11 protein-coding genes and 2 pseudogenes are annotated in these 13,024 nt (G+C 69.1%); all 13 read right to left on the reverse strand.

The features are described 5' to 3' along the window. Nucleotides 1-92 precede the first annotated feature (92 nt). A complete protein-coding gene (asd, locus tag IDM45_RS02300; RefSeq protein ID WP_209421462.1) occupies nucleotides 93-1,205 on the reverse strand; it encodes an aspartate-semialdehyde dehydrogenase in 1,113 nt (370 codons plus the stop codon). Nucleotides 1,206-1,474: 269 nt separating this feature from the next. Further along, on the reverse strand, nucleotides 1,475-2,545 hold the full coding sequence (leuB, locus tag IDM45_RS02305) for a 3-isopropylmalate dehydrogenase (RefSeq protein WP_209421463.1): 1,071 nt from the start codon (nucleotides 2,543-2,545) through the stop codon (nucleotides 1,475-1,477). A gap of 132 nt (nucleotides 2,546-2,677) precedes the next feature. Then, entirely contained in the window at nucleotides 2,678-3,331 is a 654-nt protein-coding gene (gene leuD, locus IDM45_RS02310) for a 3-isopropylmalate dehydratase small subunit (RefSeq protein WP_209421464.1), read from the reverse strand. 14 nt (nucleotides 3,332-3,345) lie between these two features. Next, nucleotides 3,346-4,767 carry a 3-isopropylmalate dehydratase large subunit gene (gene leuC, locus IDM45_RS02315; protein ID WP_209421465.1) on the reverse strand — a complete coding sequence of 474 codons (1,422 nt, stop codon included), beginning with the start codon at nucleotides 4,765-4,767 and terminating at the stop codon, nucleotides 3,346-3,348. Between the two features lie 37 nt (nucleotides 4,768-4,804). Then, the gene (locus IDM45_RS02320) at nucleotides 4,805-5,812 is read right to left on the reverse strand and encodes a LysR family transcriptional regulator (protein WP_209421466.1); all 1,008 of its coding nucleotides are present in this window, start codon (nucleotides 5,810-5,812) and stop codon (nucleotides 4,805-4,807) included. 143 nt (nucleotides 5,813-5,955) lie between these two features. Next, entirely contained in the window at nucleotides 5,956-6,333 is a 378-nt protein-coding gene (locus tag IDM45_RS17430; RefSeq protein ID WP_233457462.1) for a hypothetical protein, read from the reverse strand. Nucleotides 6,334-6,944: 611 nt separating this feature from the next. Further along, a pseudogene (locus tag IDM45_RS18205) lies at nucleotides 6,945-7,262 on the reverse strand (J domain-containing protein); the annotation flags it as partial. Nucleotides 7,263-7,325: 63 nt separating this feature from the next. Continuing rightward, nucleotides 7,326-8,690, reverse strand: coding sequence for an MBL fold metallo-hydrolase (locus tag IDM45_RS02335; RefSeq protein WP_209421469.1), 1,365 nt, complete (start codon nucleotides 8,688-8,690; stop codon nucleotides 7,326-7,328). Nucleotides 8,691-8,711: 21 nt separating this feature from the next. Next, a complete protein-coding gene (gene ubiD / locus IDM45_RS02340; protein WP_209421470.1) occupies nucleotides 8,712-10,196 on the reverse strand; it encodes a 4-hydroxy-3-polyprenylbenzoate decarboxylase in 1,485 nt (494 codons plus the stop codon). A gap of 198 nt (nucleotides 10,197-10,394) precedes the next feature. Next, complete coding sequence (locus IDM45_RS02345; RefSeq protein ID WP_209421471.1) at nucleotides 10,395-10,979, reverse strand: UbiX family flavin prenyltransferase; 585 nt, start codon at nucleotides 10,977-10,979, stop codon at nucleotides 10,395-10,397. Further along, entirely contained in the window at nucleotides 10,972-11,421 is a 450-nt protein-coding gene (locus tag IDM45_RS02350; protein ID WP_209421472.1) for a putative zinc-binding protein, read from the reverse strand. Before IDM45_RS02350 ends, IDM45_RS02345 begins: the two co-directional genes overlap by 8 nt. Before the next feature lie 95 nt (nucleotides 11,422-11,516). Next, nucleotides 11,517-12,020 (reverse strand): annotated as a pseudogene (gene ubiT / locus IDM45_RS02355) (ubiquinone anaerobic biosynthesis accessory factor UbiT); the annotation flags it as partial. Nucleotides 12,021-12,079: 59 nt separating this feature from the next. Then, nucleotides 12,080-12,988 (reverse strand): U32 family peptidase, encoded by a 909-nt coding sequence (locus tag IDM45_RS02360; RefSeq protein ID WP_209421474.1) that lies wholly within the window; start codon nucleotides 12,986-12,988, stop codon nucleotides 12,080-12,082. Nucleotides 12,989-13,024 lie beyond the last annotated feature (36 nt).

Below are 13,024 nucleotides of genomic sequence, written 5' to 3' on the forward strand. Positions count from 1 at the left end.
TTTTTCTTGTTGGCCGGGGACAACGTGGCGTAACTGCAGGTAACCACGTGGCCCCGGCGCCGAGGCGGTGCGCCCGGGCACCGCCCGCGTCCTCAGGCGGCCAGCAGGATGCGCAACATGCGGCGCAGCGGCTCGGCGGCGCCCCACAGGAGCTGGTCGCCGATCACGAAGGCGGAGATGTACTGCGGCCCCATGTTCAGCTTGCGCACCCGGCCCACGCCGATCTGCAGGCCACCGGTGATGGAGGCCGGGGTCAGCTCCTGCACCGTGAGCGCGCGCTCGTTGGCGACGAACTTGACCCACGGATTGCCGCCCTGGATGAGCGTCTCGATCTCAGGCAAAGGCAAATCCTTCTTCAGCTTGAGGGTCAGCGCCAGCGAGTGGCAGCGCATGGCGCCGATGCGCACGCACAGGCCATCGACGGGGATAGCGCTCTCGGTGCCCAGGATCTTGTTGACCTCGGCCTGGCCCTTCCACTCTTCCTTGGACTGGCCGTTGTCGAGCTGCGAATCGATCCAGGGGATCAGGCCGCCGGCCAGCGGCGCGCCGAAAAATTCCGTGGGCACGTCCTCGCGGATGGTCTGGGCGACCTTGCGGTCGATGTCCAGGATGGCCGAGGAAGGCGTGGCCAGCTCGTCGGCCACTGCGCCGTGGATCACGCCCATGCCCTTGAGCAGCTCGCGCATGTGGTTGGCGCCGCCGCCGGACGCTGCCTGGTAAGTCATGGAGCTGACCCACTCGACCGCATCGGCCTTGAACAGCCCGGCCAGGCCCATCAGCAGGATGGAGTTGGTGCAGTTGCCACCGATCCAGTTCCTGCCGCCGGCGGCGAGTTTTTGCTGGATCAGGCCCTCGTTGACCGGGTCGAGCACGATGACGGCGTCGCCTTCCATGCGCAGCGCGCTGGCGGCGTCGATCCAGTGGCCCTGCCAGCCGGACGCGCGCAACTTGGGGAAGACCTCCTTGGTGTAGTCGCCACCCTGGCAGGTGATGACGATGGCGCACTTGGCCAGCTCGGCCACGTCATTGGCGTCCTTGAGCTGGGTGTGCGTGCGCGCCATGGCGGGCGCCTTGCCGCCGGCGTTGGAGGTGGAGAAGAAGACCGGCTCGATCAGCTCGAAGTCGCCTTCGGCGACCATGCGATCCATCAGCACGGAGCCGACCATGCCGCGCCAGCCGACGAGGCCTACCAGTTGCTTGCTCATTTGAAATGCCCTTGTACGAGGTTGAAGAAACAGTGCGCACGCGACCGGCGGCTGCCTTTCTTCGGCTCCGGCTCGTCTGGCCGGAAGGGCGCACGACGATGCCGGAGCTGGGTCAGCCCGTAATGGTCGTGGTTTTGGTGGAGGAAGAAAGTCGCCCGCCAGGCCCGCTGGTGCGGGCGGCATTCCTGGGGGACGCAGGTGAGCGACAGTCATGGAGGGGTATTTTAAGGGGCCGGCAATGACCGGCCCCGGGGATGGCTAACGCGCGCTCAGCGCAGCGCGTTGACCACCGCATCGCCCATCTGCTGCGTGCCGACCTTGCTCGTGCCCTCGCTCCAGATGTCGGGCGTGCGCAGGCCCTGGGCCAGCACGGCCTGGACGGCGGTCTCGATGCGCTCGGCCGCCTCGGCCTGGCCCAGCGAGAAGCGCAGCATCATGGCCGCCGACAAAATGGTCGCCAGCGGATTGGCCACGCCCTTGCCGGCGATGTCGGGCGCGCTGCCGTGGCTGGGCTCGTACAGGCCCTGCTTTCTGTCGTTCAGCGACGCCGAAGGCAACATGCCGATGGAGCCGGTGAGCATGGAGGCCTCGTCGCTCAGGATGTCGCCGAACATATTGCCGGTGACGATCACGTCGAAGGCCTTGGGCGCCTTGACCAGTTGCATGGCGGCGTTGTCCACGTACATGTGTTCCAGCTGCACGTCCGGGTAGTCCTTGTGGACTTCGGTGACCACGTCCTTCCAGAACTGGAAGGTCTCCAGCACGTTGGCCTTGTCCACGCTGGTCACTTTTTTATTGCGCTTGCGTGCCGCCTCGAAGGCCACGCGGGCGATGCGCTCGATCTCGGGGCGCGTGTAGCGCATGGTGTCGAAGGCTTCCTCGGCGCCGGGAAAGTGCCCGTCCGTGGCCTGGCGCCGGCCGCGCGGCTGGCCGAAGTAGATGTCGCCCGTCAGCTCGCGGATGATCAGGATGTCCAGGCCGGCGACCAGCTCGGGCTTGAGGCTGGAGGCGCCCACCAGCTGCTCGTAGCAAATCGCCGGGCGGAAATTAGCGAACAGGCCCAGGGCCTTGCGCAGGCCCAGGATGGCCTGCTCAGGGCGCAGGTGGCGCTGGAGCGTGTCGTACTTCCAGTCACCCACGGCGCCGAACAGGATGGCGTCGGCCTCGCTGGCCAGTTTCAAGGTGGCCTCGGGCAGCGGATGGCCGGCGGCCTCGTAGGCCGCGCCGCCCACCGGGGCGGACTCCAGCTCGAACTTCAGATCCAGGGCGCCCAGCACCTTGACGGCCTCGGCAACGATCTCGGGGCCGATGCCGTCGCCCGGCAGAACTGCGATTTTCATGGTTTGGTTTCTCTGTGAATTATTGAATTGATAGCTGCTCACGCTTGACTGGCAAGGGTTTGAGGCAGTTTTTATATATATTTCACTCCCTCGCCCACGTGAGGGAGAGGAGTGGGGCGAGGGGTGGCCTTCCTACGCTGCCATGGTGTGCGCCAGCCAGGGCTTGGTGGCCAGGCGCTCGGCCTCGAAGGCGGCGATCTTGTCCTTGTGGCGCAGCGTCAGGCCGATGTCGTCATAGCCGCCCAGCAGGCAGTACTTGCGAAAGGCGTTGACCTCGAACGGGATCTCCTCGCCCTGCGGCTGCACGATGACCTGGCGCTCCAGGTCGATGGTCAGCTCGTAGCCGGGGAAGGCATGGACTTCGTTGAACAGCCGATCGACCACGCCCTGTGGCAGCACGATGGGCAGCAGGCCGTTCTTGAAGCAGTTGTTGAAGAAGATGTCGGCAAAGCTGGGCGCCAGGATGGCGCGAAAGCCGTACTGCTGCAGCGCCCAGGGCGCGTGCTCGCGGCTGGAGCCGCAGCCGAAGTTCTGCCGTGCCAGCAGGATGCTCGCACCCTGATAGCGCGGCTGGTTCAGCACGAAATCCGGGTTGGGCCGGCGCTCGGCTTCCGGCACGCCGGGCTGGCCGGGCTGATCCAGATAGCGCCACTCGTCGAACAGATTCGGGCCAAAGCCCGTCTTCTTGATGGACTTCAGAAATTGCTTGGGGATGATGGCGTCGGTATCGACGTTCTCGCGATCCATGGGCGCGACCAGGCCCTGGTGGATGGTGAATTTTTCCATGGCGCTGTGTCCTTTCAGGCGAATTTGCGGATATCGACGAAATGGCCGTGGATGGCTGCCGCTGCCGCCATGGCCGGGCTGACCAGGTGCGTGCGCCCGCCCGCGCCCTGGCGGCCCTCGAAATTGCGGTTGGAGGTCGAGGCGCAGCGCTCGCCCGGCTCCAGCCGGTCGGCGTTCATGGCCAGGCACATGGAGCAGCCCGGCTCGCGCCACTCGAAGCCTGCGGCCTTGAAGATCTTGTCCAGGCCCTCGGCTTCAGCCTGCTCCTTGACCAGCCCGGAGCCGGGCACGACCATGGCCTGCTTGATGTTCTTGGCCACCTTCTGGCCGAGCTTTTTCACTACGGCGGCGGCCTCGCGCATGTCCTCGATGCGGCTGTTGGTACACGAGCCGATGAAGACCTTGTCCACGAAGATGTCGGCAATCGGCTTGCCCGGCGCCAAGGCCATGTAGGTCAGGGCGCGCTCCATGGCGCTGCGGCGGGTGGCGTCCTTTTCCTTGTCGGGGTCGGGCACGCGGGCGTCCACGCCCAGCACCATCTCCGGGCTGGTGCCCCAGGTGACCTGCGGGACGATGTCCTCGCCGCGCAGCTCGACCACGGCGTCGAACTTGGCGTCCGGGTCGGAGTGCAGCGTCTTCCAGTACGCCACCGCCTGATCCCACTCGACGCCCGTGGGCGACATGGGCCGGCCACGCAGGTAGTCGATGGTCTTGTCATCCACGGCCACCAGGCCGGCGCGCGCACCGGCCTCGATGGCCATGTTGCACACCGTCATGCGCCCTTCCATGGAGAGGTCGCGAATGGCCTGGCCGGCAAACTCGATGGTGTAGCCCGTGCCGCCGGCGGTGCCGATCTTGCCGATGATGGCCAGCACGATGTCCTTGGCGGTGATGCCGGGCGCCGTCTTGCCCTCGACCTTGACCAGCATGTTCTTGGCCTTCTTGGCCAGCAGCGTCTGCGTGGCCATGACGTGCTCGACCTCGCTGGTGCCGATGCCGTGCGCCAGAGCACCAAACGCCCCGTGCGTGCTGGTGTGGCTGTCGCCGCAGACCACGGTCATGCCCGGCAGCGTGGCGCCGTTTTCCGGGCCGATGACATGCACGATGCCTTGGCGGCGGCTCATGAACGGGAAGAAGGCCGCCGCCCCATGCTCGGCAATGTTCTTGTCGAGTGTGACGATCTGCTCGCGGCTGATGGGGTCGGCAATGCCGTCGTAGCCCAGCTCCCAGCCGGTGGTGGGCGTGTTGTGGTCGGCGGTGGCGACGATGGAGCTGTTGCGCCAGACGCGGCGGCCCGCCTCGCGCAGGCCCTCGAAAGCCTGCGGGCTGGTGACTTCATGCACCAGATGGCGGTCGATGTAGAGGATGGCGGTGCCGTCGTCCTCGGTGTGGACGACGTGCTCGTCGAAGATCTTGTCGTACAGGGTGCGTCCCATGGCAGTCTCGTCTCGTGGGTGGGGAAGGAAAAAGGCGTCAGGCAGCAGCGGCAACGGTGCTGGTGTTGTTGCTGGTGTTGGTGCCAATGTCGGCGCAGCCCGCCCCGGGCGGCTGCGCCAGGTGCTCGGCCAGCAGCCGGGCGCTGGCCGGCAGGGCGGCAAAGTCGCGCGCCACCAGCACCAGGGTGCGGCGCGCCCAGGGTTCATCCAGCGGCACGGCGGCCAGCCGGCCCAGGCCCTGCATCAGCGCAAAGGCGCGGCTGGGCAACAGGCCCACGCCCAGGCCGTTGTCGATCATGCGGCACATGGCATCCAGCCCGGTGACCTGGATGCGCTGGCGCAGCGGTCGCCCGGCCTGCGCAGCGGCGGCCTGCATGGCCAGGCTGATGGAGCTGCCGGCGTGCAGGCCGACGATGTCGCAGTCCAGCACTTCTTCAAATTTGATAGCTGCCTGCGCTTGCAGGGCGTGGCCTTGCGGCACGATGAGCACCAATTCGTCGCTGCGATAGGGGCGCGCTTGCAGGCCGCAGGCCACGGCGCCATCCAGGCCGCTGCCCGAGCCGGCGGTGGGCGCCTGGCACAGGCCCAGGTCGGCGCTGCCCTCCTGCACGGCCTGCAGCACCTCGGGCGACAGGCGCTCGTGCAGGTCGATCTTGATCTGCTGGTGCGTGCGGGCAAAGGCGCCCAGGTCTTCCGGCAGGAATTGCACGATGGCCGAGATGTTGGCGTGTACGCGCACATGGCCGCGCACGCCGCCAGCGTACTCGGACAGCTCGCCGTGCAGGCGCTCCAGGCCCAGCAGCACGTTGCGTGCGTGGTGCAGCAGGCTTTCGCCGGCAGGCGTGGGCGCCACGCCCCGGCTGTGGCGATAGACCAGCGGCGTGCCCACGGCAGCCTCCAGGTCAGCCAGGCGCTTGCTGACGGCCGAGGCGGCGATGAACTCCTGCTGCGCCGCCCGGCCAATGCTGCCTGTGCGGCACACGGCAACGAACAGTTGCAGCGTGGTCAGATCGATGCGGCGGGCAAGGCTGCGTTCGGGTTTCATGCGGGGTGGTAATTTTCAGTCTTCTTGAATGAAGATGGATGCCCCTATTTTGCCCTATGTGATGCGCCTTGGCATCGCGAATGGATGGGGGTGGGCTGCCAAATATGGGTGTCAGGCATCGTGTCTGGCGATGGCTTGTGTGCTCAGGAGTCGTGCAGCTGGCGCTTGTACTCATGCAGCAGGGCGATGACCTCGCCCGGCGTGCCTTGGCCGAGGATGCGCGTGATCTCCGCCCGGCGGGCGGCGCTTTGCTGTTTGCGCCAGGCGTCGAATTCGGGGCTGACGACGATGAGGCGCGCATCCGGATGCGCCTTGCTGACCTGGGGGTAGGTCACTGCCTGCACCTGGGGCGGCACGGGCCGGGTCAGGTCGTGTACGTCCGCCGATGACAGCGGGGCCTCCGGGGCGTGCGCCTCGCCCGGTTCGGGGGGTGCAAAGAACAGTTGCGCGCCCAGGACGATCGCGGCTGCCAGCACGGCCACCAGCACCTCGGGCCGCAGTCCGGATCGGCGCCGCCGCATGGGCCGAGGCGGCGGCTGCGGCCCCGGCGCGGCTGGCTGGACTGCGGGCGCGAGAGGGCGGGGCTGGCCGCAGGAGGGATGGGCGCTGCGGGAGCACCCGGGGTTGCCAAGGGAGCTGTCTGCTGCTGGGACAGCGTGGGCCTGGCTGCGGCACAGGGGCTGAAGGCCTGTGCTTGCGGCGGCGGTATCGGCGTTGCTGCGGGTTCGGGCCTTGGTTCAGGTTCCGGCTCTGGCTCCGGCTCCGGGGAGGTGCCGGGGTCTGCCGTCGCGGGCGGTTCGGCAGCAGGTGGTTCGGCAGCAGGCGGGTCAGTGGTCTGCGCTGGCCCGGGCTGGGCGGCAACGACCACCGCCTGCGTCTGCGCTGCAGGCTCCGGGGCCAGGGGCGGTGCGCCGACGCTGCCCTCGACTGCCTGCGTGCTGCCAAGGCTGGCCACCTTGTGCTGCGCTGGCTTCGCACCATCCGCCTCATCTGCATCATCAGGCGGCTGGGTGCTGGCCGGCTGCGGCGCCGGCTCGTGTGGCGGCGGGGTGGGGGCCGGGGCAGTCGTCCAGGCGCCCGTCCAGGTCTGCTGGCGCAGCTCCTCGCGCAGGATCCAGGCGTCGTGCTCGCGGCGCTGCTGCGGGTCCATGAGTACGGCATACGACTCGCTGAGCACCTGCATGGCATAGGTGGCTTCGGCTGCGTTGTCCCACTTGTCCGGGTGGCAGCGCTGCACCAGCACCTTGTAGGCGGCGCGGATGACCTCCGGCGGTGCATCCCGACTGACCTTCAGGTTGTCGTAGTGGGTGTGCAGTGTGAAGAGCTCGGCAGGCATGGACTTGGCAATCAGGGTGCCACGGCGCCAGGCGGCTGGCTCAGGGCAGCAGGAATTGTCGCAGCCCCGCCCGAGCGGCCTGCCGCCGACTTGCGGGCTGCAGCCGGGCGACATGGTTTTTCAAAAAATGATAGCTGGCAGCGCTTGTCTGACAAGGGTTTGAGGCGGTTTTGACCCTCAGACCACGACCGTGGCGCCATGCTCGGGCACCTGCGCTGGCCAGCGCAGGCGCTGCTCGATGCGCTGGCGCAGCGCGTCGGCGGCGGCCAGCTCGCCATGCACCACATAGGCCTGGCGCGGCGCGCCCGGGCTGGCCGCCAGCCAGTCCAGCACCTGCTGGCCGTCGGCGTGGGCCGAGGCCGTGTGCAGTTGCACCACCTCGGCGCGCACGGCCACGTCCTGGCCGTGGATGCGGATGCTCTTCTCGCCCGCCGCGATGCGCGCGCCGCGCGTGCCGCCGGCTTGGTGGCCGGTCAGGACGATCATGTTGCGGTGGTCGCCGGCGTGCAGCTGCAGGTGGTGCAGCACGCGCCCGCCGGTGGCCATGCCGCTGGCCGACAGGATGACGCGCGGGCCGTGCAGACGCGCCAGCGCCTTGGACTCCTCGACGCTGCGCACCAGCGTCGTGCCGCGCGCCATGGCCTGCAGCTGCGCGCGGCTCAGGCGGTGCTCGCCCAGGTGATCCTCGAACAGCTGCGTGGCGTTGACCGCCATCGGGCTGTCCAGAAAGACCGGCAGCGCCGCCGGCAGCGCGCCGCGCGCCTTGAGCTCGGTGATGGCGTGCAGCACCGTCTGCGCCCGGCCCACGGCGAACACCGGCACCACGGCCACGCCGCCGCGCGCCGCCACGCGGGCCAGCGCCGGCCCCAGTTCGTCCGCCACCGTGCCCGGCGGGTGGCTGCGGTCGCCGTAGGTGGATTCGACCAGCACCACGTCGGCGGCTGGCGGCGGCTCCGGGGCGTGCATCAGCACATCGTCGCTGCGCCCCAGGTCGCCGGACAGCAGGATGCGCCGCCCGCCGACCTGCAGCAGCACGCTGGCCGCGCCCAGGATGTGCCCGGCGCGGCTGAAGCGCGCGTGCCAGCCCGGCAGCGGCTCGAAGTCCTGGTGCAGCGGCTGCGTGCGCAGCAGCGCCAGGCTGCGCTCGGCGTCCAGCCGGGTGTACAGCGGCAGCGCCGGGCTGTGGCGGCTCAGGCCGTGGCGGTTCAGGTAGTTGGCGTCTTCTTCCTGCAAATGGCCGCTGTCGGGCAGCAAGATGGCGCACAGGTCGCGCGTGCCCGGCGTACACCAGACCGGGCCGGCAAAGCCCTGGCGCGCCAGCAGCGGCAGGTGGCCGCTGTGGTCGAGGTGGGCGTGCGTCAGCACCACGGCGTCGAGGGCGGCGCTGGCCAGCGGCAGCGGCTGCCAGTTGCGCTGGCGCAGCAGCTTGTAGCCTTGGAACAGACCGCAATCGAGCAGCAGCGCCTGGCCACCGTGGCGCACGAGGTACTTGGAGCCGGTGACGGTGCCGGCACCGCCGAGGAAGGTGAGGTGGACGGTCATGGCGGCAGGATAGCCGCTGCGCTACAGCCCCAGTGCGTCGGCCAGGGCGTTCATGCGGGCGCTGACCTGTGCGTCCATGGCCATGGTGCGGCCCCATTCGCGCTGCGTCTCGCCGGGCCATTTGTTGGTTGCATCCAGCCCCATCTTGCTGCCCAGGCCGGACACGGGCGAGGCAAAGTCCAGATAGTCGATGGGCGTGTTCTCCACCAGCATGGTGTCGCGCGCCGGATCCATGCGCGTAGTCATGGCCCAGACCACGTCGGGCCAGTGGCGCGCATCGACATCCTCATCGACCACGATGATGAACTTGGTGTACAGAAACTGGCGCAGGTGGCCCCACACGCCCATCATCACGCGCCGGGCGTGGCCGGGGTAGCTCTTTCTGATGCGCACCACGGCCAGGCGGTAGCTGCAGGCCTCGGGCGGCAGCCAGAAGTCCAGCACCTCGGGCAGGGCGCGCTGCAGCAGCGGCACGAACAGCTCGTTCATGGCCAGGCCCAGCATGGACGGCTCATCTGGCGGCTTGCCGGTGTAGGTGCTGTGGTAGATCGCGCCCCGGCGCTGTGTCAGGCGCTGCACCGTGAGCACCGGGAACTCGGCGCATTCGTTGTAGTAGCCGGTGTGGTCGCCATACGGCCCCTCCCAAGCGTGCTGCCAGCCGCTGGGATGCTCGGCATCGGGCAGGATGTGGCCCTCCAGCACGATCTCGGCGTGCGCCGGCACCGCCAGCGGCACGCCGATGGCCGGCGCCACCTCGGTGCGCGCGCCGCGCAGCAGGCCGGCGAACTGGTATTCGGACAGGGCGTCGGGCACGGGCGTCACCGCGCCCAGGATGGTCGCCGGGTCGGCCCCTATGGCCACGGCCACAGGGTAGGGCTGGCCGGGATGCCGGCGGCCGTGCTCGGCAAAGTCCAGCGCGCCGCCACGGTGCGGCAGCCAGCGCAGGATGAGTTGGTTGCGCGACAGCACCTGCTGGCGGTAGATGCCCAGGTTTTGCCGGCGCTTGTGCGGCCCGCGCGTGATGGTCAGGCCCCAGGTGATGAGCGGGGCCACATCGCCCGGCCAGCAGTGCTGCACCGGCAGGCGGCCCAGATCGACCTCGCTGCCCTCCAGCACGATTTGCTGGCAGGGCGGCTGGCGCACGCTGGCCGGGGTCATGTGCCACAGCGAGCGCACCAGATCGCGCTGCTGCCACAGCCCGCGCACGCTGCTGGGCGGCTCCGGCTCCTTGAGCTGGGCCAGGGCCTCGCCGAAGGCGCGCACCTCGGACAGATCGCGCACGCCCATGGCCCGGGCCACGCGCGCCGGCGTGCCGAACAGGTTGGCCAGTACCGGCATGGAGTGGCCGGTCGGCTGCTCGAACAGCAGCGCCGGGCCGCCGGTGCGCAGCACGCGATCGGCCAGGGCGGTCATTTCCAGGTGCGGGGAGACGGGCTGGGCGATGCGGCGCAGCTCGCCGGCGGCCTCCAGCTGGGTGATGAAGTCGCGCAGGTCGCGGTAGGGCATGGGGTTTCACTTCCTCGCTCTCTTGGGGCGAGGTCTGGGGAGAGGGGGTGGTTCGGGCGCGGCGCTCATTGCCGATCCCCTCGCCCCGGCCCTCCCCGCACGCGGGAGAGGGGGCGGGGTGGCGGTGCATGAGGGTTTTTTCAGTGAAAAACGACTGAAACCCTTGCCAGGCAAGCGATGATAGCTATCATTTTTTTATCAAATTGCCTCCTGCAAGCCCTGCCAGCGCGGTGCCAGCGCGTGCTCCAGGCCCAGCAGGTCGAGCACCCGGGCGACGCTGTGATCGACGATCTCGCCCACGCTGGTCGGGCGCTGGTAGAAGGCCGGCATGGGCGGGCAGACGATGGCACCCAGCTCGGTTGCCGTGGCCATGTTGCGCAGATGCACCAGGTGCAGCGGCGACTCGCGCACCATCAGCACCAGGCGGCGGCGCTCCTTGAGGCAGACGTCCGCCGCGCGCGTGAGCAGGTTGTCCGTCAGGCCGTGGGCAATCGCCGCCAGCGTGCGCATGGAGCACGGCGCCACCACCATGCCATGTGCGGCAAACGAGCCGCTGGCGATGCACGCGCCGATGTCGGCCACCTTATGCACCCGATCGGCCAGCGCCTCCACGGCGGGGCGATCCATGTCCAGCTCGTGGCGCAGGTTCAGCCAGCCGGCGCTGGAGACCACCAGATGCGTCTCGACGCCGCCCAGCTCGCGCAGCGCCTGCAGCAGCCGCGCGCCATAGACGGCGCCGCTGGCGCCCGAGATGCCGACGATGATGCGGCGCGGCTCAGACATGCTGGGCCTGGTCGGTGCCGGGACTGGTGCCCGGCGGCGGCGTAGCCTGCAGTGGCCGCTTGCGCAGGTCGGCCTCGACGCGCTGCAGCACTTCCTGCGCCTGCGCTGGGTCGAAGTCCTGGTGCGTGCGCTTTTTCACGCCGTACTGATGCAACTGGTAGTGCCGCGCCGGCGCGACGCCGTGGCGCGCCAGCACGCTTTTGACGCACACCAGCGGGCAGCCATCCAGAGCAATGATGGGGCGGCCCGACTTGGCCACCTTGACCAGCTTGGGCACGTCGCCGCCCACGCCGGCGATGCACGACATCTCGGCCACGCCGCGCCTATCCATCTGCAGCGCTACATGGTTGGCCAGTTGCGCCGCGCTGGAGCAGCCCGAGCAGGAATAGACCAGCGCCTCGGGGGCGTGCTCGTCGTCGTTGGAGGCGGGCAGGGGACTCATGGCTGGCTCCTGGGTGGGGTTGGATGTGGGCGGGCGGGTGCAGCGCCTGCGCCAGCGCGCCAGTCTGCGGGCGGCTCACCCCCCGGCCTGCGCGCAAAGCCCGGCAGCGGCGGCAGCAGCCGCGCCAATTGCGGCGCGCGGCGCGACAGCACGGCGTGCGGCGTCCAGTGCCAGGGGTCGAGCACCGGCAGCTCCAGCGCGTCCAGCGCGTTCTTGACCATCAGGCCCAGCTCGGTGTCGCCCTCCATGACCAGGCGGCGGTTGAAAAACAGCGTGTCCGGGTCTTGCCGGCGCTGCGCCAGCAGCAGAAAGTCCTGCGCGTTGGCGCTGATGACCAGGTCTGGCTGGGCGTGCGCCCGGCTGGCGACGAAGTGCTGGCCGCTCCAGGTGAAGTCGAAGGCCAGGCGCGCATCGCGCACGCGGATCGCCAGGCGCTTGCCCTGCAGTAGCGCGCGCACGTCGGCGGGCAGGTGGCGCGCCAGGGCCACGTTGATGGCCGCGACCAGCAGACGCGAACCCGGCCAGGCCGGCAGCCGCGCCAGGGCGGCGCCCACGGGGCGGGGCAGGGTGTAGGGGGCGGGCGGGGCGGTGTGGTACATGGTCTCGTTGTGCGTTGTGCGTTGTGCGGTGGGCGATGGATTCCTGCGGCCTTTCAGGCTCATCGCACAACCTCCCCTGCCCCCTCGACCAGTTCCAGCCCCGGCTTGCCGTGCCAGTAGCCGTTGCAGGCCGCTGCGGGCATCAGCGCGTGCATCCGGGCCAGGGCGGCGGGGTCGGGCGCGGCGGCGCGGCGGGCGGCGTCGAACTCGGCGATCACTCCGGCCATGTGCTGCGACTGCGGCGACAGGCGCAGGATGTCCACGCCCGCGGCGGCCAGCTGCGGCACGTCCTGGATCAGGTTGTGGATGCGTGCCGATTGCGTCTGGATGCCGTTGAGTACTAAAAATGCCTCGCCCTCGCGCGTGGCCAGCACCTGCCCGTCGGGGTGCTGGATGCAGGAAAAGCCGCAATCGTCCTTGGGCAGGTTGTAGTGCCGTGCAGTGAAGCAGCGCGCCGAGAACGCCAGCGGCATCCGGCCATAGGCAAAGACTTCCGTCTGCAGCCCGGCGGGGCGCTGGGCGTTGAGCAGTACCAGATCGCTGCCGCGCATCTCCAGCGGCGCCACCCAGCGGCTGGCGCCCAGGCCGGCCATCCAGGCCAGCGCGTCGGCATTGAACAGGTTGAGTTGCGGCCCGGCGACAAAGGCGCGCTTGCCGGCCAGGTTGTGTACGGCGCCCATGTCGTTGGCCTCGATCAGGAATTCCTCGTCACGCACGGTCTTGTGCATGTCGGCCACGCCGCTGGTCGATTCGAGCAGCACCATGGTGGACATGACCGGCTGCTTGCCGGCACTGCGCAGCATCCGGGCGATGTCGATCCAGTCGCTTTGGCGCAGCTCGTGGCGGCGCGAGCACACGGCTTCGCCCAGATAGACGATGTCCAGCGGCGTCTCGGCCATGGCCTGGTAGAAGTCGAAGACCGTCTCGCGCGGCCAGTAGTAGAGCAGGGGGCCGAGGGCCAGTTGCATGGCAGGGGTGCTGAGGGGTGTCATGAGAATTTGGAT

The sequence above is a fragment of the Melaminivora jejuensis genome, from assembly GCF_017811175.1.
GTDB classification, from domain to species: Bacteria; Pseudomonadota; Gammaproteobacteria; order Burkholderiales; family Burkholderiaceae_C; genus Melaminivora; species Melaminivora jejuensis.

Coding starts and splice junctions, on each gene's coding strand:
- ubiD (WP_209421470.1), bottom strand. CDS start 10,196: ATGCCCTACCGCGACCTGCGCGACTTCATCACCCAGCTGGAGGCCGCC.
- IDM45_RS02335 (WP_209421469.1), bottom strand. CDS start 8,690: ATGACCGTCCACCTCACCTTCCTCGGCGGTGCCGGCACCGTCACCGGC.
- leuB (WP_209421463.1), bottom strand. CDS start 2,545: ATGAAAATCGCAGTTCTGCCGGGCGACGGCATCGGCCCCGAGATCGTT.
- IDM45_RS02350 (WP_209421472.1), bottom strand. CDS start 11,421: ATGAGTCCCCTGCCCGCCTCCAACGACGACGAGCACGCCCCCGAGGCG.
- leuC (WP_209421465.1), bottom strand. CDS start 4,767: ATGGGACGCACCCTGTACGACAAGATCTTCGACGAGCACGTCGTCCAC.
- IDM45_RS02360 (WP_209421474.1), bottom strand. CDS start 12,988: ATGCAACTGGCCCTCGGCCCCCTGCTCTACTACTGGCCGCGCGAGACG.
- leuD (WP_209421464.1), bottom strand. CDS start 3,331: ATGGAAAAATTCACCATCCACCAGGGCCTGGTCGCGCCCATGGATCGC.
- IDM45_RS02345 (WP_209421471.1), bottom strand. CDS start 10,979: ATGTCTGAGCCGCGCCGCATCATCGTCGGCATCTCGGGCGCCAGCGGC.
- IDM45_RS17430 (WP_233457462.1), bottom strand. CDS start 6,333: ATGCGGCGGCGCCGATCCGGACTGCGGCCCGAGGTGCTGGTGGCCGTG.
- IDM45_RS02320 (WP_209421466.1), bottom strand. CDS start 5,812: ATGAAACCCGAACGCAGCCTTGCCCGCCGCATCGATCTGACCACGCTG.
- asd (WP_209421462.1), bottom strand. CDS start 1,205: ATGAGCAAGCAACTGGTAGGCCTCGTCGGCTGGCGCGGCATGGTCGGC.